The sequence below is a fragment of the Aquimarina sp. AD1 genome (assembly GCF_003443695.1).
GTDB lineage: Bacteria > Bacteroidota > Bacteroidia > Flavobacteriales > Flavobacteriaceae > Aquimarina > Aquimarina latercula.
In genome coordinates this window covers 5,373,698-5,395,652 of record NZ_CP031966.1, presented here as the reverse complement: position 1 = coordinate 5,395,652, position 21,955 = coordinate 5,373,698, and the positions used below count along the sequence as shown (strand labels likewise).

At 31.5% G+C, this 21,955-nt stretch carries 21 protein-coding genes; 14 read left to right on the top strand and 7 right to left on the bottom strand.

The genetic code is table 11. The annotated features are described in order from the left end of the window. Positions 1-27: 27 nt before the first annotated feature. The 7 genes from D1815_RS23260 to D1815_RS23230 all read left to right on the top strand — a co-directional run bounded on the left by D1815_RS23260 (position 28) and on the right by D1815_RS23230 (position 6,583). Positions 28-1,044 (top strand): adenosine deaminase, encoded by a 1,017-nt coding sequence (locus tag D1815_RS23260; RefSeq protein WP_118389743.1) that lies wholly within the window; start codon positions 28-30, stop codon positions 1,042-1,044. Continuing rightward, positions 1,041-1,622: a pyridoxal 5'-phosphate synthase gene (locus tag D1815_RS23255; protein WP_027392254.1), complete on the top strand. Its 582-nt coding sequence runs from the start codon at positions 1,041-1,043 to the stop codon at positions 1,620-1,622. The genes D1815_RS23260 and D1815_RS23255 overlap by 4 nt, the downstream gene beginning before the upstream one ends. Before the next feature lie 106 nt (positions 1,623-1,728). After that, on the top strand, positions 1,729-2,514 hold the full coding sequence (locus D1815_RS23250) for a DUF3050 domain-containing protein (protein ID WP_118390119.1): 786 nt from the start codon (positions 1,729-1,731) through the stop codon (positions 2,512-2,514). 39 nt (positions 2,515-2,553) lie between these two features. Further along, complete coding sequence (locus tag D1815_RS23245) at positions 2,554-2,976, top strand: hypothetical protein (RefSeq protein WP_162897379.1); 423 nt, start codon at positions 2,554-2,556, stop codon at positions 2,974-2,976. A 263-nt stretch (positions 2,977-3,239) separates the two neighbouring features. Next, a complete protein-coding gene (locus D1815_RS23240; RefSeq protein ID WP_118389738.1) occupies positions 3,240-4,535 on the top strand; it encodes a serine hydrolase in 1,296 nt (431 codons plus the stop codon). 65 nt (positions 4,536-4,600) lie between these two features. Continuing rightward, on the top strand, positions 4,601-5,974 hold the full coding sequence (locus D1815_RS23235) for a hypothetical protein (protein WP_118390117.1): 1,374 nt from the start codon (positions 4,601-4,603) through the stop codon (positions 5,972-5,974). A gap of 18 nt (positions 5,975-5,992) precedes the next feature. Then, positions 5,993-6,583, top strand: coding sequence for a hypothetical protein (locus D1815_RS23230; protein ID WP_118389736.1), 591 nt, complete (start codon positions 5,993-5,995; stop codon positions 6,581-6,583). 51 nt (positions 6,584-6,634) lie between these two features. Here the strand turns inward: D1815_RS23230 and D1815_RS23225 are convergent, their stop codons facing one another. Then, on the bottom strand, positions 6,635-7,180 hold the full coding sequence (locus D1815_RS23225; protein WP_158594414.1) for a DUF1569 domain-containing protein: 546 nt from the start codon (positions 7,178-7,180) through the stop codon (positions 6,635-6,637). 24 nt (positions 7,181-7,204) lie between these two features. Continuing rightward, complete coding sequence (locus D1815_RS23220) at positions 7,205-9,589, bottom strand: TonB-dependent receptor (protein WP_118389734.1); 2,385 nt, start codon at positions 9,587-9,589, stop codon at positions 7,205-7,207. A 247-nt stretch (positions 9,590-9,836) separates the two neighbouring features. On the opposite strand from D1815_RS23220, the gene D1815_RS23215 reads away from it, so the two are divergent. The 4 genes from D1815_RS23215 to D1815_RS23200 all read left to right on the top strand — a co-directional run bounded on the left by D1815_RS23215 (position 9,837) and on the right by D1815_RS23200 (position 13,602). Then, positions 9,837-10,913 carry a sensor histidine kinase gene (locus D1815_RS23215; RefSeq protein WP_118389732.1) on the top strand — a complete coding sequence of 359 codons (1,077 nt, stop codon included), beginning with the start codon at positions 9,837-9,839 and terminating at the stop codon, positions 10,911-10,913. A 1-nt stretch (position 10,914) separates the two neighbouring features. After that, positions 10,915-11,673: a LytTR family DNA-binding domain-containing protein gene (locus D1815_RS23210; protein WP_118389730.1), complete on the top strand. Its 759-nt coding sequence runs from the start codon at positions 10,915-10,917 to the stop codon at positions 11,671-11,673. Between the two features lie 22 nt (positions 11,674-11,695). Then, positions 11,696-12,721, top strand: a complete 1,026-nt coding sequence (locus D1815_RS23205) for an aldehyde reductase (RefSeq protein WP_027392261.1) — start codon at positions 11,696-11,698, stop codon at positions 12,719-12,721. A gap of 410 nt (positions 12,722-13,131) precedes the next feature. Continuing rightward, positions 13,132-13,602: a hypothetical protein gene (locus D1815_RS23200; protein ID WP_051336020.1), complete on the top strand. Its 471-nt coding sequence runs from the start codon at positions 13,132-13,134 to the stop codon at positions 13,600-13,602. Between the two features lie 67 nt (positions 13,603-13,669). On the opposite strand, the gene D1815_RS23195 is transcribed toward D1815_RS23200, so the two are convergent. The 4 genes from D1815_RS23195 to D1815_RS23180 form a co-directional block, all read right to left on the bottom strand. After that, entirely contained in the window at positions 13,670-13,852 is a 183-nt protein-coding gene (locus tag D1815_RS23195; protein WP_027392263.1) for a hypothetical protein, read from the bottom strand. Positions 13,853-13,855: 3 nt separating this feature from the next. Continuing rightward, positions 13,856-14,710 (bottom strand): SPFH domain-containing protein, encoded by an 855-nt coding sequence (locus tag D1815_RS23190; RefSeq protein WP_027392264.1) that lies wholly within the window; start codon positions 14,708-14,710, stop codon positions 13,856-13,858. A 173-nt stretch (positions 14,711-14,883) separates the two neighbouring features. Continuing rightward, positions 14,884-15,315, bottom strand: a complete 432-nt coding sequence (locus D1815_RS23185; protein ID WP_027392265.1) for an Hsp20/alpha crystallin family protein — start codon at positions 15,313-15,315, stop codon at positions 14,884-14,886. Between the two features lie 198 nt (positions 15,316-15,513). Then, positions 15,514-15,915 carry a hypothetical protein gene (locus tag D1815_RS23180; protein ID WP_027392266.1) on the bottom strand — a complete coding sequence of 134 codons (402 nt, stop codon included), beginning with the start codon at positions 15,913-15,915 and terminating at the stop codon, positions 15,514-15,516. A 105-nt stretch (positions 15,916-16,020) separates the two neighbouring features. Here D1815_RS23180 and D1815_RS23175 point away from each other — a divergent pair, with 105 nt between their 5' ends. Next, positions 16,021-16,287 carry a DUF1456 family protein gene (locus tag D1815_RS23175; RefSeq protein WP_027392267.1) on the top strand — a complete coding sequence of 89 codons (267 nt, stop codon included), beginning with the start codon at positions 16,021-16,023 and terminating at the stop codon, positions 16,285-16,287. A 77-nt stretch (positions 16,288-16,364) separates the two neighbouring features. Then, positions 16,365-17,972, top strand: a complete 1,608-nt coding sequence (locus tag D1815_RS23170) for a class I SAM-dependent methyltransferase (protein WP_118389728.1) — start codon at positions 16,365-16,367, stop codon at positions 17,970-17,972. Between the two features lie 60 nt (positions 17,973-18,032). Here the strand turns inward: D1815_RS23170 and D1815_RS23165 are convergent, their stop codons facing one another. Then, positions 18,033-18,365: a hypothetical protein gene (locus D1815_RS23165; protein WP_108803578.1), complete on the bottom strand. Its 333-nt coding sequence runs from the start codon at positions 18,363-18,365 to the stop codon at positions 18,033-18,035. A 320-nt stretch (positions 18,366-18,685) separates the two neighbouring features. On the opposite strand from D1815_RS23165, the gene D1815_RS23160 reads away from it, so the two are divergent. After that, positions 18,686-21,934: a S41 family peptidase gene (locus tag D1815_RS23160; protein ID WP_118389726.1), complete on the top strand. Its 3,249-nt coding sequence runs from the start codon at positions 18,686-18,688 to the stop codon at positions 21,932-21,934. Positions 21,935-21,955 lie beyond the last annotated feature (21 nt).

Below are 21,955 nucleotides of genomic sequence, written 5' to 3'. Positions count from 1 at the left end.
ACAATAAACTAAAAAAATAGAACGAATATGGTTTCCATAGAAAGATTCATAGAAGGCATTCCGAAAACAGAATTGCATTTACATATAGAAGGAACTTTTGAACCAGAATTAATGTTCGAAATAGCAAAAAGAAATCAAAAGAAGATTCCTTATGATTCTGTTGCAGCTTTAAAAAATGCTTACAAGTTTAATAATCTACAAGAGTTTCTGGACATCTATTATGCCGGAGCTAATGTATTGATTGAAGAGCAAGATTTTTATGATCTCACTTGGGCCTATCTTACTAAAGTTAGCGAACAAAATGTGGTTCATGTAGAAATATTTTTTGATCCTCAAACTCATACAGATCGTGGAATTTCTTTTGATACTGTTATCAAAGGAATTCGCTCAGCTCTCGAAGACGGAAAAAAGAAACTAGGTATTACCTATCAGTTGATTTTATCTTTCCTAAGACATCTGGACGAAACTTCAGCCTTTAAAACTTTGGACCAAGCCTTACCTTACAAAGATTGGATAAGTGGTGTTGGATTAGATTCATCTGAAGTAGGCAATCCTCCTTCAAAATTCGAAAGAGTATTTGAGAAATCTCGAAAAGAAGGTTTTCTTACCGTAGCACATGCTGGAGAAGAAGGGCCTGCATCATACATTTGGGAGGCATTAGAACTATTAAAAGTCACTCGAATTGATCATGGTAATCGTTGTTTAGATGATGACAAATTAGTAGACAAATTAGCTACTTCTCAAATACCTTTAACGTTATGCCCTCTTTCTAATTTAGAACTAAAAGTAGTCTCTGACTTGAAGCAACATCCAATAGTCAAAATGATGGACAAAAATTTACTTGTAACTGTAAACTCTGATGATCCTGCTTATTTTGGGGGGTATATGAATGAAAATTACATCGATATTGCAAATGCTTTAAATCTTTCAAAAAAGCAAATAGCTGATTTAGTCAAAAATAGTTTTAAAGCGAGTTGGTTACCTGATCAAGAAAAAGAAAAAAGAATATCAGAAGTTGAACACTATTTGATAAAAAACTCATGAATATAGATCCTTTCCAATTATTTACTAAGTGGTATGCCGAAGAGCTTGAAAAAAGCACAAACAGTCTTCCTGCTGCTTGTTGTATATCTACCATTGGATTAGATGAGTATCCTAATGCTCGATTTGTATCTCTAAAAGAGCTTAAAAATGACGCCTTTATAATTACTGGACCACTTCAATCCAGAAAAGGAATGGAAATCGAAAAATCTCCAAAAATAGCAATTACTTTTTGGTGGGAAACTACTCAAAGACAGATACGAATTCAAGGGAATGCTTCTAAAATAAGTAATAGTGAAGCTATATCTTATTTTAAACCAAGAGCTAAAGACTCTAAAATTATATCGACAATTAGTGAACAAGGGAATATTGTTGAAAGTATAGACACTTTTAAACAAAAGTTTTATGAAGCTGAATCAATTTATAAAAATAACGATGTTGTAAAACCTGAAAACTGGGGAGGATATGCTATACAGCCTATTAGAATCGAGTTTATGGAATTCAAGACGAATAGATTTCATCATAGAACTCTTTTTCAATTGAACAATAAGGAATGGACAACAACAATATTGCAACCATAATTATTAATAAACATATAATATCTAACAATAATATAAGTCTATAATAAAATCATACATAAAAAGTATAGACTGGATATTTTTGGAATTACTAATAGCTATCAAAAAAATGGATAAAATTCAACATATAGAAAATGAAATTTCTGAATTGAGAAATCAGTTGCAGAATCATCAACTGTACAAAAACTTGAGAACAATAAATGACATTAAAACCTTTATGGAAAATCATGTATTTGCAGTTTGGGATTTTATGTCACTTTTAAAAAGCCTTCAAATAAACTTAACGAATGTTCAAATTCCTTGGACGCCTTCAAATAATCCAACACTTTCAAGGTTTATAAATGAAATTGTCCATGGAGAAGAAAGTGACATCAATGAAATGGGAGAACCAAAAAGTCACTTTGAAATGTATTTGGACGCTATGAATCAAGTAAAAGCTAATACAAATGAGATTAATGAATTTATAACAAAAATTGAATCTGGACATTCGGTTTTATATTCATTAAATGAAATTAACATTGATAAAAGAGTAGCAGATTTTGTAAAGTTTTCATTTTCTATTATTGAAACTAACAAACCTCACTTAGTCGCTTCTTCTTTTACATTCGGACGAGAAGACCTCATCCCAGATATGTTTATAGAAATATTGAAACAGTCTGATTCCGAAAACAATACATACAACAAGCTTAAATACTATCTAGAAAGACATATCGAACTTGATGGCGATGAACACGGCCCTCTGTCACTTAAAATGGTAGAAGAACTATGTGGAAAGGATGAGCAAAAATGGAATGAAACATTACTAGTGGCAAAACAATCCCTAGAAAAAAGAATCTCACTTTGGGATGCTATAAATGATTTAATTACTCAAGAAAAACCTGTTTATACAATTTGAAAAATGGAGATCATAATTGCAAAAGGTAAAAACAGAAATATGCTGACTTGCATAAGAGAAGATGGGACTTCTACAACTATAAATCTCGGACCAGATATTCCAAATCACGATATTGCCCATTATGTCGTTGAAAAAAAATTCCATTTAAGAAATGGATTTTATGGAAAAATTCAATCAGGAATGACTATACAAGAGTTATCTGACAAAGAGGTTATTAAGAATCTTGGCGCAGAAACCTGGTTATCTGAAATTATGGCTAGAAACTTACAGTCAATAGGCTCTGGAGCTGCAAAAACAGAAGAATTCATTGAATTAATAAACTGGGAAGCTAAAAAAATTGATGGAATTAAAGTCCCAAAAATGAATCTAACAGATATTGAAAAAATAAAAGAAAATTTTGATCAACTCTGTAAAAAATGGAATCTGATTCCTGAAAGTGATGAGCTAATACTATTATTCTAATAAAAGATGATTCACTAAGAAACTGCAATTTTTAGAGAAAGAAATTACAACAGTATTGTTTATCAAATTAAATGGTTCTCAAAACCAAAAAAAAGCTGGTAAAAAACCAAACAAAGACCATATTATCATATAGTTATAACAAAAAATAACAATTTAAAATTTCGCAAATATTCCCTACCTTTAACAGTAACGAAAATACTCACACATCTTTTGTTAGGCACTCTACTCAAAAAGGTTCCATACAAATCAAACACTTCGTTGGTATGAAAAAGGCTTTTTTTTTAATATTACCTATCGCAATTATCTTTAATGTAAACGCTCAAGAATACTTAAGTGCAGAAAAATCTGATCCTATCAGAATGGGATGGATGCAAGGGTATCCTCCTCCTAAAGAAAAAACAATCTCGGCCTCTGACGGGAGTTTTTTTAAATTTCCAGCACTTAGATATAGTGTTTGTCATATGCGAAAATTTCTGCCTACTACAACAGTAAAAGCAGCTGCATCCGATAGGTATCAATTCGAAACAAAATTAGACCCTAAAATAGATTCAATAGAGTTCACTCCTTTAAACAGTAATAAAAAAATGAGTTGGTTGATATCTTTGAATGAGAATTATACCGATGGAATCTTAATAGTACATAAAGGCATTATTGTCTATGAAAAATATTTTGGAGCACTAAAAGAAGATGGTTTACATGCTGCTATGTCCGTGAGCAAAACATTCACAGGAACACTTGGCGCAATGCTAGTTACGGATGGTGTTTTAAATGAAGATACTACCGCTGTAAATTATATTTCAGAATTTAAAAATTCTGCGTTTGAGACCGCGACGATCAGAGAAATACTAGATATGCGCACTAATCTTAAATATAGCGAAGACTACTCGGATCCCAATGCTGAGATTTGGGCTTTTTCTGCTGCTGGAAATCCATTACCCAAACCAAAATCATATACTGGTCCAACAAATTATTACGAATACTTACGAACCGTAAAAAAAAATGGTGAACACGGAGAAATATTTGGTTACAAAACAATTAACACAGATGCTATGGGATGGATTATTTCTAGAGTGACTGGTAAAAGTATTCCACAATTATTATCAGATAAAATCTGGAAACCATTAGGAACTCATTACGATGGCTATTTTCAGGTTGATGGTTCCGGAATCGCATTTGCTGGAGGAGGGTTTAGTGCTAATATGAGAGATCTGGGCATGTTCGGAGAAATGATTCGCAATAAAGGATATTTTAATAACAAACAAATATTATCTCGCGAAACGATAGAAAATATTATGAAAGGTGGTAACCAGGAATCCTTTAAAAAATCAGCGTATAGTTCTTTGACTAATTGGAGTTATCGAGATATGTGGTGGATAACTCATAATGAACATGGAGCATTCGCAGCTAGAGGAGTTCACGGACAAACCATTTATATCGATCCTAAAGCGCAAATGGTTCTAGTCAGATTCTCATCTCATCCTGAAGCAAAAAATTCGAAAATAGATCCAACTTCGTTACCAGCGTATCATGCAGTTGCAAAATATTTATTGCAGAAATGAGGATATTTAACTTTAAATTCTTAAGCTCTAAATCTATATTTTTTTATTTGATTTTATCTGCTTCAATGTCAATAATAGCTCAAAAAAATAATGCACTTCATTTTTTAAATAAAGAACATCTTGACATTCAAGGATATCTACAGTCAGGAATAAATGCCGTTGCAGAAACTAATTTATTTTGGAATTTAGCTGATGTTCCTGAATTAGATTTTAACTCAGATACGGAATGGTTAGAATTATATATGAAACCTGGAATTGGTTTAGAATACAAAACCGAATCAAGTAATATCCTTTATACTAAAGTATCCGCAGTAGGCTCTTATACTTGGGGGATTGATGCATTCGACGCACAGAATACCGGACGCATTACATTAGAGGACGCATATTTAGGCTATCGTTTTAATATATTAGATAGTATATCATTTGATGTTTCAGTTGGATCTAGGCCTCTGAAGTTAGGAACTGGAATGTTAATTTCTAATGGTGCTTCAAGCGGTTTTGAAAGAGGAGCATTAAAACTTGGACCAAGAAAAGCATGGGAGAAATCTGCTATTATAGAGGTTATCAAAAATCAATTAAATAGTAAAATATTTTATATAGCACCTAATGAATTACCTTCTAATGATACTAACAATGAATTAATTGGATTAGACTTCAATTATTCCTCTTCTAAAAACAAATATCTAGGTATATCTTACATTAACGTATTACAATCCGACGCCCCATACCCCAAAGCTGCTTTAAATGGAGATGGCCCTCCCATAATTACAATTGGGGACAGGAAAGGATTAAACGCCTTAAATCTATATGGAAAAACAAATCCTGTTAAGAATTATGTAGAGAATCTATATATAGCAATGGATTTGGCATATCAATGGAATACAGCAATAGACTTAATAGCTTGGGGAGGAAGAATACAATTAGGATATAGTATCGCCAAATTACCTTGGAAACCAACATTTATGTATTCTTATCAAGTATTTTCGGGTGATGATCCAGACACCTTTAATCAAGAACGATTTGATCCTTTATATTTTGAAGGTTCTCCAAGCGCTTGGTCAACAGGTTCAAAATCTTCTATGGTATTTATTAACTCTAATGTACAATCTAACGGAATTACTGTCAGGTTACAACCGTTTTCAAAAGATATAATTACATTAAGGTATGCACATATTACTGCACAACAATCACGTAGTCCAATTCAATTTGGACAAGCTGCTCGTATTGAATTTTCTGACGAAATTCCTACCGTTATAGCTGGTGTTACCAACAATAAATTAGCAGATGATATATTTATTGAATACAATAAAATAATTGGTAAAAATCTATTTATCAATGCTGGTTTTAGCATTTCTTTTCCCGGTAAAGGAATTCGCTTAATAACAAACAACACTTCTAATTGGACTGGAGGTTTTATTAATTTTGTGTTTAATTATTAAAAAGAAACATAGTAACGTTTGAAATTTTTCAAAAACATATCCGCAATTTTCAATAGAAAGCTATTCGCAAAAAATCTATTTTGTGGAATAGGAAATTCTGAAATACAGGAAAATGCTATCTGGTTTTATAAATATCCATTTGAGCCTTCAATCATCTATCCAGAAAGATTAGTGCACGCTAGTGAAATTGAATCTATAGGTATGGAATTTGGAGCTATTAAAATCTTTCTAAAAGATGATATAGTTTTTATATCTGCAGAAAAAAAGGAAACATTAAAAGCATTTGCAGAAAGAAATGCCATTCCTTTGTCCCCTTATAGCTGGAATTGGGATTGGATCTTAGAACCTTACCTAGATACTGAGTTAACTAAAGAACATGGAGAACTACTTATAACTAGGCTTCAGGAGAATAATTTTAATGAAACTGAAATTATTAAAATACGAAATGAAGTAGAAAAATCGATGTACATTTATAATTTTGATACATTATTATGGGAATGGAATAGCTTATCTTTATTAGACGTCCTTTCTGCTATGCGAGCTACCTATAAAAAAGAAGATTTTAGAGCTTTTTACAAAAGAGCTCTAGAAATCGAAAAACGTAACTAAAACAATTATTGATTACATTTTTCGATTATTAAAAGTTCTCAGGTCTAGGTTTTATTCTTTACCTAAAATATCTCGTACAATTTTTAAATGATGTTTAGTATGAATCTTCAAAAAACGTTTTGCTTGTTTCTTATTTAATTGACCAAAAACTGGATGGATAAAATTCACGTTTTGATCTAATTTTTCTAGTTCTGATAGGTTTTCTCGGGCTTCTTCTAATTGAGATAATATATCTTCTGTTTTTATAGTATTAGGCGGTAAAACAGCTGCAGGGGATTTTGCTCTTCCCCTAGGGATATATCCAAGTGTAAATGAAAAAACTCGTGTTAAACTAAAACGTTTTTCGTAGACAGTTGGATCAGAATTCTGTAGTATATTATGAATTCTGTTTACTACCTTAAGCGTATGATCCAGATGCCATGCAACTGGCACTTTAGAGACATTGGTATTTACGCTGTCTCTAAATTGAATCAAATATGCGATATCATATAATTGACTATCCATAAATCCTTTCTTAACATCATTATTATCTCCTTGTCCATACCCCCAGAAAGCCAAGTTACAAATAACAGAAAACGTGAATAATAGTGTTCTCATTGTGTTCATGGTGACTTTTTTATGTTAAAATTCAAAACGATATCCAAAATCGGGAAAAAACCCTATTTGATTTACCTCATCTATATTATTGATCAATCTATTATATCGTCTTGCAAATAGATTTTCATTAGCAGTTACATTCTGTAGATCAACATAAAATTGATGAGAAGTTTTCTTTTTACTACTATTAATTTTATAACCAAACTTAACGTCCCATCTAAAATATCTGTCATTTTGTTCACTAAAAGCAATATCCTCTTGCAAAACCTCAAAACCAGCCGCTTGTGAAGCAGGCAGATCAACGGGTGTATAATATCTTCCACCAGAAAATGTTACTCTAGTATCAAAAAACAAAACATCTTTTTTGTTTTTACCCATCGCAAATTCTTTACCTGCAAGCATATTAATAACATACCCATTATTAAAAGGAGTATTTCTTTCTACACCATCACTTCCTTCATATTTGCTTTCGAATATTGATGTCGTTAATAATCCGTAATATCCTTTATTAAAAAATTTTTCTAACGTAAGCTCTATTCCTTGATTAAAACCAGTTCCTTCATTTAGGAGAGAAGTTCTATCATTATCAAAACCAAAATCCGCTCCTTCTGTTAAAGAAGAGTAACTAGATGGAAATGATTCTACAGCTGCATTATCTATATCTTGATAATATACTTCTGCTTTGCCTCTCCAACTATTGCCTAGTTTCACATCGTATCCTAATACAAAATGATTACTTCTCACAAAATCTAACTCTTTATTTGTTTGTAGAATTTCTCCATTCACTTCTTCGTTTAAAAACAAAAGAGGTAGCGGAACAGGCTGATGATGCAGACCATACCCAAAACTCAAACGATGATTTTGGGATATCTTATAATTTAATCCTGCTCTTGGCTCTATTACAAATTGTTCATTTAGTGTACTATATTGGCTATGAATACCACCATTTATAGTTAGCTTTTCTGTTAATCTAAATTGTCCCTGAATAAAAGGCTGTATAATTGTAAGGTTTTCATCTAAATCTCTAAAAGTAAATATATCTGGATCTCCATCATTATTAATATCAGGTTGTTCCGTTCTATCACGAAACAAAGATTCTACACCAATATTCTCTAATAACACTCCAGTTCTTAAGGTGCTTTTATTACTTAATTTTACGTTATAAAGGGTTGAGAAAGTAAATCGGTTTTCTTTATTATCCGCTTCTGTATATCGAATAACTCTTTCCTGTGGAGTCTCTTTATCTATAAATCGATCCGCAACGAAATCATTTGCCGTAAATGATCCAGACAAAATTGTCTTAAGATATGATTTGTTGGTAATATTAATTTGATGCTTTAAACCTATCACACCAAATCTAGATTTTACAAAAGAATTCTCATCTTCTGCAGCAAACAGATCATCCTCATCAATATCATCTCCAAGAAAATCAATATCAGAAAAACCGATGATACCAAATAATGAAAAATTACCTAATTTACTTTTCCCAAAATCAAGATTAAAAGACACATCACTATAGTTAGGAGCAGCAGAAGTTCCTCCTGCTCCAACTCCTAATAAACCAACAAGCGAATATCTTCCTGCGACTAAAAAAGAACCATTATTCTTTCCTAACGGACCTTCTGCCATTGCTTCTATACCTGTAAAAATTCCTACCTGAGCAGTATATTCGTAATCGTCTTTATTTCCTTTTCTAAAGCCAAGATCAAAAACTCCTCCTATTGCATTTCCATACTCTGCCGGAAATGCGGAAGTAATAAAATCTGAATTCTTTAACAGATTAGGATTCAAAGCAGATACAGGACCTCCAGTTGTTCCCAATGTACTATAATGATTAGGACTAGGAATCGGAACTCCTTCTAATCTCCATAATAAACCTGTAGGAGAATTTCCTCGAATTACCACATCATTTCTACTATCATCAGGAGCTGATACTCCAGCAAAATTCGCTGCTAGCCTACCCACATCACTTCTTCCACCAGAAAAACGAGTTACTTCTTCTAAACTAAATTGCCTTGCTGATACTGATGTTAATTTATTAATAGATCTGGCTTTATTAGTATCAGATGTAATTATTACCTCGTCTAATCTATCAAAAGCTTCAATCAAAGCTACATTTACTACGGCATCTTTACCAGATGTAACCACTATATTTGGTAGTGTTATAGATTCAAAACCAATATAACTTACACGAATTACTTGTCTTCCTAATGGAACTCCTTCTAAAGTAAAAAAACCATCAAGATCTGCAATAACACCATTAGCTTCTTCGGTATTTAATAACTCTACAGTGGCGCCGATTAGAGGAGTTTCTGATTGTTTATCCAAAACAATTCCTTTTATAACACCAGTTTGTGAATAGCTTATCGTTGTACATAAAAGAGTAAACAAGAAAATATATTTTTTCATAACCTTTTTGATTTTACTCAAATCTGCTAACTTGATTCTAATCCTTCTAATTAAAATAGTAGAGTTGTTAAATTATCAATTGAGTTGTCTAAAACTCTTATTGGATCTTTTTTATTGACTTATCAATTGACATTTACAAACGAAATAACTTTTCATACAGTTCAACTCTTATTTTGACAGTTCGGTGTAAAGTGTTAGACAATTTGATTCGTAGTTATGTATCTTTAACAGTACTATTATAATTTCTATGGTAAAAAAAACTACATTAAAAAAAATAGGAATAAGGATCATTATAATTAATGTGGTTTATTTCTTAATCAAACTAACAATAGTTCACGAAGAAAAGGAATCAATTTTTGACGCTCCTGCCATTTTTTATTATTGTAGTGCATTTTTTTTATTTATGCTTGCCTGGGAAAGTAATGATTGGCTGGTAAAAAGACAGCAATCAAATAATGGTGAAGATCTTGATTTAACAAAAGGATTACAAATATTAGTTATTAATTTAGCTATTTGTCTTCCCATTTCTGCATTAGTATATTATCTCGCTATTTTTCAATTTGATCAAATTTGTCAAATTGATGCAGATGACCCCTGGTTGCGATTTAGAATTGATTTTTTTAGAGCGGCTATTCTAGGGTTTGCTTTAATAATCTTCAATTTATTCTATCATTCTTTACAACAGAAAAAAGAAATGGAAAATAGAATGAATGATTTACAGAAAGAGATTATGACGTCTAAATATAAATCCCTAAAAAATCAAATCAGTCCACATTTTCTTTTTAATAGCCTAAATACTTTAACCTCTTTAATGTATGAGGATAGAGATTTAGCATCTGATTTTGTATCTAGATTGGCAACTTGTTATCGATACATTCTCGATAATCGTGAAGAGGATTTAGTGAGTTTAGAAAAAGAATTAAGCTTTTTAGATTCTTTTATTTTCATGATGAATGTTAGACATCAAGGAGCTTTAAGCATTACAACACATATTACAGTTAACCCAAAAGATTTTGTTATCCCTACCCTTTCCTTACAAATGTTAGTAGAAAATGCTTTAAAACACAATTACTATTCTAAAGAAAAACCTTTAGAAGTCACCATAATTTCGACAGAAAAAGATGGTTTGATCGTTCAAAACAATCTACACGTAAGAACGCAGAAAGAAGAATCAACAAAACTTGGTCTAAAGAATATAAAAAAACGGTATTCATTTTATACCAATCAAAAAGTAAATATCGAAACCCAACATGGATACTTTAAAGTAACCATTCCTTTAATTCCTAAAAACATTAAAGAAGTTTCCATTATAAAAGTATCCTAAAATGACAGCAGTAATTGTTGAAGATGAAAATTTTGCCTCTAAACGACTTGCTTCTTTAATAGAAGAGTTGGCTCCTGAAATAAATATTATAGGGCAAATTACATCTGTAGAAAATGGCCGTAAATGGTTTGATAATAATCAAAAACCAGATTTAATATTCTTAGATATACAATTAAACGATGGATATGGATTTGATATTTTGGATATGCTAGAAGATCATCCTCCTGTTATTTTTACTACAGCATATAATGAATATGCTATTAGAGGTTTTAAATACAATGGATTAGATTATTTATTAAAACCGATAGATCGGAATGATCTTAATAATGCCCTAAATAAATATAGAAAATCACAATCCAATAGTGACCCCATTTTTGACGAACAAAAATTAGCAAACATCAAAAAGCTATTTAATAAAGAGTACAAAAAACGATTTATGATTAAGGTTGGAAATCAGTTCAATACTTTTAGTGTAGAAGATATTGCCTATTTCAAATCTAACGAAGGATTAATATTCCTTTATTCTCATAATGGTCAACAATATCCTATTGAATATTCTATTGATCAATTGGAAGAAATTCTAGATCCCGTTCATTTTTTTAGGATTAATAGAAAATTTATGATATCGGTAAAATCAGTCATAGAGATTCACAGTTATTTTAACAGTAGATTATTACTAAAACTAAAACCTCAAGAAGAAGAGCAAATTATTGTTTCTAGAGAAAGAACTTCTAATTTCAAAAAATGGCTGGATCTATAAATTCGAAAAAATCATATTAAGCATGAATAACAAAAAGGTATTATTAACAGGTATTACTGGTTTTTTAGGTTCACATACCGCTATACAATTATTAAATAAAGGATATGAGGTAATCGGTACTTTAAGAAGTATGGATAGAGCCAAAGAAATCAAAGAAGTTATAAAAAAGAAGACCCCAAATATTGATAAACTAAGTTTTGCAGAAGCGGATTTATTAGATAAAGATGTATGGTATGATTTGGTTAGCGAGGTTCAGGATGTTTTACATATTGCCTCTCCATTTCCAAGAGAATTACCCAAAAACGAAGATGATCTTATCATACCAGCTAAATCAGGAACTTTACATATTCTAAAAGCCGCTTCTATGCACGGATTAAGAAGAGTGGTTCTTACCTCATCATCTGGTGCAATTATTTATGGAAAAGACAAATCAAATCGAAAAGGTATTTTTGACGAAAACAATTGGACCGATGTTTCCAATATAAATGATTCTACTCCATATTTTAGAAGTAAAACTATTGCAGAACAGGCAGCTTGGGATTTTATTAGAAATGATACTAGCGGATTAGAGTTGACTACTGTATGTCCTGGAGCTATTTTAGGTCCTATACTTGAAAAAGATTTTGGAACTTCTGCCAATATTGTTATCAAAGCTATGGATGGCAGCTCACCTGCAATTCCAAAAATTGGTTTTGATATGGTTGATGTAAGATCAGTTGCGGATTTACACATAAGAGCTCTAGAAACTCCTGAAGCAGCAGGAGAACGGTTTGTTGGCTCTGCAGGTTATATGACTTTTCAAGAAGTTGCTAATATATTGAGAGAAAATTATCCAAATAAAAAAGTTCCTAAGTTTACTTTACCAGATTTTGCAGTACGGTTATTTTCTAATATCGACAAAACAATTAAACCAATCTTGATTGACTTGGGTACAGAAAGAAAGGTAAATAATAATAAAGCCGTAAAACTTTTAGATTGGAAACCAATACCTGTCAAAGATGCTATTATTGCTTGCGCAGAAAGCGCTATAAAATTAAGTTTAGTTTAATATTTTTTTGCTTGAGTAGTCTTTAAATTTAATCATTCATTATCTCGATTTTTATAATGAATTTTATAATTATTCAAGACATTATAACAAGACCGAACTAAACATCAATACCCTGTTTTAAAAACACTTAACCAGTGGATAAAAATTAACAGATGAGTAGTCAGGTTTAGAAGAATTAGAGTCAGAAATAGTAAAAAAATAAGATTTTTCCTTCAATATACAAGGGGAAAATCTCACAAAATTAAGACTCAAAATAGATCTAAGTTAACAATTAATTTCTTAAATTCGTGAACCACACAAACCATCCGAATTTCAATCGGATAATGATTCACACAATTTTATTAGGGCTTAAAAATAGTACATCAGATCATTTGTAGTATTCAATTAATATTATCAAATACGCCCCAAAAATGAAATTAATTTTATTATCAATATTTACTAGTGTTTTTGCTTTAGGCACCTTAAAAACTAGAACAGAGAATAATACCGATGGTATTTTTATAACTTCTACTGATCCAATATCAGGTAGAACATTAATGATAGAAGAAGATGAATACTCAATCTGGGTTTATGTTTTAAACCCTGACAAACAAGGTATTGATTTTGATGGGTTTCTTTGTTCTGTAGTAGATCCAGAATCTATTACTATGAGCCCTAAAGAAGCTACAAAAAATGGAAATGCACCTCCTCTAACGACAGATTATGCAAATAAATATAGCTACATTAAAAATCTTAAGTCCAATGATATTAAGGTTTATTGGAAGTACAACAGGATAGAAATCAAGCTAAAAAAAGAAACATATCTTATTATGGATTTAGAAAGTAAAACAAGCTATTCTAAAGCCCTTTCTAAAGATTGTTATTACGGTAATACATTATAACTTATTAAATGATTGTTTTCGAATCATCCCATTTTTGAAAACAATCATTTGTAAATTATGTTATTTCCTATTCCTTTTCAGAATCATCATCCTTTTTTTTGGGTTTAAGTCGCTTGGCATCTTTAAGGCTTTTAGAAATCATCCATTCTAACTGACCATTAACACTACGAAATTCATCATCTGCCCATTTTTCTATTAACTTAAAAGTTTCTGGGGATATCCTAAGAACAAATGATTTTTTCTTACTCATAAATTACGAATGTAGTGTTCCTGTATTAATAACAGGAGTCGCCTCCTTATCACCACACAAAACTACCATTAAATTACTAACCATAGAAGCTTTTTTATCTTCATCGAAATCAATTATTTCGTCCTGAGATAATTTAAGCAATGCATCTTCTACCATCCCCACAGCTCCTTCTACTATCTTTTTACGCGCTGCTACTATTGCTACAGCTTGTTGCCTTTTTAACATAGAACTTGCTATTTCTGGAGCATAAGCCAAATACCCTATTCTAGCTTCCATAACTTCTATCCCTGCAATAGCCAAGCGTTCCGTTATTTCACTTTCTAAAGCTTCATTTACCTCATCCATACCAGATAAGAGAGTTACCTCTATCTGTCCCTCTGCAAAATTATCATAAGGATATGAACCTGCTAATTTTCTTACTGCCGCATCTGTTTGTACCCTCACAAAATCTTCATAATGATCTACATCAAAAGCTGCTTTATAAGTATCACTAACTTTCCAAACCAAAATCACATTTATCAAAATAGGATTTCCAATTTTATCATTAACTTTTACTCGTTCGCTATAAAAATTTCTAGCTCTTAAAGAAATCCTTTGTTTCGAATAAAAAGGGTTAGCCCATAGAAAACCATTTTCCTTTACTGTTCCTTTATACGCTCCAAAAAGCACCATTACTTTAGAACTATTAGGGTTTACAATAAAAAAACCTTTGATTACCAATACAATAACTACTATTAAAGTCAGAAATAGAGGATTTTTTGTCACAACCATACCAGTAACAACTCCTACTATTAACAATAGTAGTACCATCAACATCATGTAACCATTACTTGTCTTTATATTTTTTTCTTTTTTCATAATAATATCATTTTGATATCACAATGATACGAAAAATTTTCGTAATTATAAAATTTGACAAAGACTAAGCAAACAACTAATTGCTAACATTTGCCTTTAAAACATAAAAAACGCCCTTGATATAAGGGCGTTTTCGTAACATTAACTAACTAACTCAAATCTCAAAAAACAACTTATGAAATTTCTATTAAACGTTTAGGCTGTACCTTGGCTTCTTCTTTTTTAGGAAGTTTCACTAATAATACTCCATTATCATAAGAAGCTAAAATATCCGCGATATTTACTGTATCTGGCAAATTAAATGAACGTTTAAACGTTTGATAACTAAACTCTTTTCTTGTATAATTATCTTTTTCTTCTTTCGCCTCATTTTTAGTTTCCGAAGAGATTGTTAATACATCATTATCTAATTCGATATTAAAATCTTCTTTTACTAAACCTGGTGCAGCCAATTCAATGATAAAATCATTATCGCTCTCTTTTACATTCACTGCTGGAGTATTAAAACCTATTTTGTGCTCATTGGCGATACCACCAAACCAATCGGTATTAAAAATATCGTCGAAAATAAGTGGTAATCTGTCTGTTCTTTTAATTAAACTCATTGTATTTATTTTTTTAAAGTTATTCTAGATTTAAATTCAATGAGTATATAGCAATTAGAGTTCCATTACTATTTTTGTGTCATTTTGACATATTTTCATATGGAAATAATGACACAATGTCAAATCATTATGACAAAACCAAAAAAAAACCTTCAGAGGATATCTGAAGGCTATATTTATTATGAATAATTTTCTTCTTTAATTATAAAACCTAGTAAAAATCTCTATTAAGTCCTTTGGAGGTATTACTTTATTGGGATATTTATGCATTTCCTTTAAAACCGTATCAACAGCTTCTTGTCGTAATCCCATATGCAAGCCCATTTCTTTGATTTTATCTACTTCCGAAAGAGCTGCTTCTTGATCCACATTCATTAACAACACTAATCTATGAAACTGAAGTATTCTTTGAGATTCTGGCTGTAGATTTCGTTTCTCAGCACTATTTCTCACTAAATAACCAATCTCTTCTTCTGATATCTCTAATTGAGAAGCCACAGCTAAAATAAAATTATATTCTTCATCTTTTATTTTTTTATCAGCCTTAGCAAAATCAATCATTTCTGATAACAAACTTAATTTCTCTTCCTTACTATACATATTTTACTATATAATTTAAAAATGCAAATATCCTATAAACATATTTGTTTTGGAACATAAAGGATATTTTTTTCTTGAAGTCAATTAAAAAGGTACCTTTGTTCTATGGGATTAACAAATAATGATATTTTCAAAAAATTACGAGTAGCTCACAAACTGCGAGATGATGAAATTGTAAAAATTTGTTCATTAGTAGATTTTAAAGTAACAAAGAGCGAACTTGGTGCAATTTTCAGAAATGAAAATCATCCTAAATATATGGAATGCGGGGATCAAATTCTTCGTAATTTTCTTAATGGACTTGTTATTCATTTAAGAGGACCGATGCCTGAAAAAAAAGACAAAAAGCAAACAGCTAACAAAAAATCCTAAAAAAACTTCGGAAATAAATGCTTAATTTGGTAAATCATTGAACTAAAACAATCGACAACCAATTTAATTAAGTATCTATGCTAACAAAAGAGGAGAAGCAAATATTCCGAGAAGAATTATTCAGACATTTAGATGGTATAACCGTTGCTCCTGTTGCCTATTCACTCTTAAAAAAAGGAATAACTGATTATATCGTTACTAAAAAAAGTGTATCCATTTCTGAAATCATAGAAGAATTTGGAGGAAATGCAGGATATATAAACGTAGCACTCAGAATGCTTTCTTCCCAAAGTTGGTTGATCTATGAAGTTAAGCAAAATACGATCAAAGTATCCCTAAATGAGTATACAAAAATAGCATTTGATTATTTCTATTTATATGAAGGTGTTGTTGATCTTTTAGAATACTCCGGTAAATTTCATCCCAGAAAATTCGAATTAGAGCCATTTCACAAATTAGAAAAATTAATTACTCAGTATAAAAACTCATTTAATCTTTCTTTTTCCGAAGATGCCACTACAAATAGAATACAGCATCAAATCTTAAAACATATCGAAGGGATTTTAGTAGGCCCTACTATTGTACATCTTGGAATGGGCGGAATGTTTCATAAATATTTTATGGAAGCTTCTTTTAGCGCAGATGAATATCACAAGTTTCCTACAAGTTTTGATACGATCCTTTCTTTTTTAAGCAATCTAGGATGGTTTAGCAAAAATAATGACAACTACACTTTTACTAACAAAGGTTTGTTTTTTGCTAAAAGAGCAACAGCATATGGCGTAACAGTTTCTTACATCCCAATGTTTAGACAGATGGATCAATTATTATTTGGTGATCCAAACGTTTTATGGAACACTGAGAAAAGTTCTGACGAATCCCATGTAGACCGCGAAATGAATGTATGGGGCAGCGGAGGAGCTCACACCACCTATTTTAAAAAAATTGATGAAATTATTATTAGTCTATTCAATAAACCTTTAGAAGAACAACCCAAAGGGATTCTTGATATGGGTTGCGGAAATGGAGCATTTCTTATTCATCTTTTCGAAATCATTGAATCAAAAACATTAAGAGGTAAACACCTAGATAACCATCCTTTATTTTTAGTTGGTGCAGATTATAATAAAGCAGCACTAAAAGTTACAAGAGCAAATTTAATTCAAGCAGATATCTGGGCAAAAGTTATTTGGGGTGATATTAGCGATCCTGATCTTCTCGAAAAGGATTTAAAAGAAAATTACAAAATTGAGCTAAAAGATCTTTTATCTGTTAGAACTTTTCTAGATCATAACAGAATATGGAGTAAACCAATATCAACATTAAATACGTCTAGTGAATCTACAGGGGCTTTTGCATATAGAGGAAAGTTACTACAAAATGATGATGTAGAACGTAATCTAAAGGATCATTTTAAAAAATGGGAACCACATATTGCTAAATTTGGTTTAATCGTTATAGAATTACATACTGTACCTCCACACATAGTCTCTAATAATATCGGAAGCACAGCGGCTACAGCTTATGATGCCACCCATGGATTTTCTGATCAATATATTTTAGAAATCAATTCCTTCCTTAAAGTTATCGAAGAAGTAGGATTACAAAGCGATCCAAATCATTTTTCTAAATTCCCGAATTCTGAATTGGCAACCGTAAGTATACACTATATTACAGGAAAGTAAACGCATAAAAAAAATCCTGGTTGATGAATCCAGGATTTTCTATTTCTTTACTTTTATACCTTAAGAGGCAACTACCCTCACTGGCATCGTATAAAATTTAACTCCAGTGCGTGGTTTAGCTTCTATCTTTTGATAATTTAGCCTGTTTTTAATGTAACCTTTAATGACATCACTATCAGAGTTAACAGAAAGGACTACAATTTCACCTTCATCGTTTAAAGTAAAAGTAACACTAGCCTCAATCTCATCTTCTATTTTAAAAGAAGGCTTTTTTAATAATTCTTTAATTTCCTGAGTGAAATTAGTTTCTGACTCTGTTGGTTTTGTACTTGCAGTTGCAACACTACTGATTGCAAAAGCTGCTGCTAACAGCATAACATTTAATTTTTTCATTCTATTCGTTTTTATTGATTTATGCTTATAAGACTACTAGGCATCAAAGATTGTTACATCCCAAAAACATCTTTAACAACAGATTAACAAACTAACAAACAATAGTTTGCGGAATTTATAATCAAACAAAAAAACTTAATTCTATTTAGGCTAAACAACTACTATATTGTTTTTCAACATTAATCTTAATACATCCATCCATACCAATTATAAGATTGAAAACTATATATTTTAAAATATGATTAACAGAATCCAATTCGTAAAAACTTAATTTCATTTATTAAATAAAAACACATAAATCTTCATCAATCATAAAGCTTATGAAACAATTAAATTCAATCTTTTACACAGTATTCTTTTTAGCAATTCTGTACTCTTTTAAATCTTATGCCACAGATCCTAAGGATACAAGAATGTTGCATACACCAGCAATTAGTCAATCACATATCGCATTTATTTATGCAGAAGATCTATGGGTTGCAAATTCTGATGGCTCTCAACCTCGTAGATTAACCATAGATAAAGGAATAGAATCCAATCCTGTTTTTTCGCCTGATGGCAAGCACATTGCTTTCAATGCAGAATATGATGGAAATGTCGATGTTTTTATCATTCCTGTAGAAGGAGGTATTCCTAAAAGACTGACCTGGCATTCTATGAGGGATACTACTTTAGGTTTTTCTCCAGATGGTAATGCTGTGCTATTTAATTCACAAAGGGCTATTCATACCAATCGATATTCTAAACTTTATACAGTTCCGGTTACTGGTGGTTTTCCTACAGAACTAGAAATACCGAATGCATGGCATGCCACCTATTCTCCCGATGGAAAGTATATGGCATATACACCAATAAGAGAACGTTTTCAGCAATGGAAAAACTACCGAGGAGGTACAACAGCAAATATATGGTTGTTCTCGTTTGGAAATAAATCAATTATAAAAATTCCGCAACCTAAAGGAGGAAGTAATGATGTACAACCTATGTGGAAAGATGACACTATATTCTTCTTAAGTGATCGCAATGGGGAATTTAATCTATTTTCTTATCAGATAAACTCAAAAACAATAGAACAACTTACTCAATTTGATAAGTTTCCTATTACAAATGCTGATTTAGGAAATAATAAAATAATTTTTGAACAAGCCGGTTATCTTCATACATATAATATCAGTACAAAAACGAGTACTAAACTAACTATAGGTATTGCCACAGATCTCTTAGAATTACGCGATAGATATGTAAAGAGTTCACGATACGTGCGTTCCGCTGATATATCTCCTTCTGGAAAAAGAGCAGTTTTTGACTATAGAGGAGAAATTATAACCGTTCCTGAAAATAAAGGAGATTCTAGAAACTTAACTCAAAGCGCGGGAAGTCATGAAAAATATCCTTCTTGGTCTCCTGACGGAAAAAACATTGCTTATTTTTCTGATGATTCTGGAGAATATGAATTATATATTAAATCGCAAGATGGAAAAGGAGATTCTCGAAAATTTAAAATCCCAGGAACAGGTTTTTACGCTTATACCAATTGGTCTCCAGATAGCAAAAAAATTAGCTTTTCTGATAATGGTAGAAATTTATATATCCTAGATGTCGATTCTAAAAAAGTTTCAAAAATTGCCAGTGATGAATACTATGTTCCAGGAGCTTTTAGAAATATTTTTGGGGATTGGTCTCATGACTCTAAATGGATTGTGTATTCAAAAATCATAGATTCTAACTTTGAGCAAGTATTCTTATACAATATACAAGAATCAAAATCATACCCCATAAGTGATGGATTAAGTAATGCTACCAATCCTGTTTTTGATCCAAGTGGGGATTATATTTATTTCTTTGCCTCTACTGATGCTGGACCTGTTGTTAACTGGTTTGATCAGTCCAACCAAGATATGACAGCTACCAACTCTATTTATCTAGCTACACTCAGAAAAGATATCATCTCTCCTTTTGCTAAAGAAAGTGATGAAGAAGAATCTAAACAAAAAGATGAGTCTGCAGAAGATGAAGACTCTAATAAATCCGTGCAAATTGATATCGATGGAATACAAAATAGAATCATTGACATTCCTATAAAAGCCGGTAACTATCGTGAATTAAATTCAGGGCAAGCAAATAAGATTTTATATATTTCCTCAAACCCTTCAGATCGTTCAATTCCTTCATCACTACATGAATATGATTTAAACGAACGTAAGGACATCAAGATAATGGAATTGGATAATTATGCTATTTCTTCTAATGGCAAAAAAATGCTTTATCAAAAAAATAATAGTTGGGGAATTACAGAAATAGCTAAAAAACCAAAAGTCGGAAAAGGAATCTTAAAAGTTAGTGAAATAGAGGTAAAAATGAGCCCAACGAAGGAATGGGAAAATATTTTTGAAGAAGCTTGGAGGATTAATCGTGACTATTTTTATGACCCAGGAATGCACGGTTCTGATTGGAAAGGAATGAAAAAGAAATACCAACAGTTCTTACCTCATCTTTCCTGCAGAAATGACCTTAACAGAGTTATACAATGGATGTGTAGTGAACTATCTGTAGGTCATCATAGACTACAAGGAGGTGGAGAAAGACTGAATACACCTGAGAGAATTCCTGGAGGTCTTCTTGGAGCAGATTACGAAATAACAAACAATAGATATCGATTTAAGAAAATTTATGGTGGATTAAATTGGACTCCTGATTTAAGATCACCGCTAACAGAGCCCGGAGTTTTAGTAAATAAGGGGGATTATTTATTAGCTGTAAACGGAACAAATATCGAAGGTACTATGAACCTTTTTAGTGTTTTTGAGAATACCGCAAATAAAATTACCGAAATTACCATAAGTCCTAATAACTCATATAAAAATTCTAGAGTTGTAAAAGTAACGCCTATAGCTAGTGAGTATCGATTACGTAATCGAGATTGGGTGGAAGGAAATCTAAAAAAAGTACACGAAGCTACTAATGGTGAGGTAGCGTATGTATATGTTCCAAATACTGCTGGTGCTGGTCATGAATATTTTAAAAGATATTTCTTCCCACAAGCCAATAAAAAAGCGATTATTATTGATGAACGTTTTAACGGAGGTGGTCAGATAGCGGATTATTATATCAATTTATTACTAAACCCTTATCAATCTCATTGGAATTTCAGGTATGGAAAGGATCTAAAAACACCAAGTGCCTCTATTCAAGGACCTAAAGTAATGATCATTGATGAAACTGCTGGATCTGGTGGAGATATGTTACCATGGATGTTTAGAAAATTTAAAGTAGGACAAATGGTAGGTAAACGAACTTGGGGAGGTTTAGTTGGAGTTTTAGGATTTCCAGAATTTATTGATGGTGCAAGCGTTACCGCTCCTAATGTAGCAATTTGGACAGAAGATGGTTTCATTGTAGAAAATGTTGGTGTAGCGCCAGACATAGAAGTAGATCAATTACCGTCTGAAGTAATTAAAGGAAGGGATCCCCAATTAGAAAAAGCAATAGAAATAGCCTTGAAAGAACTAAAAAATAATCCATCTAAAGAACATAAAAGACCTCCATATCCTAAAAGAGCAAGTAATTAGTTTTAACCCGAATTAGGTATT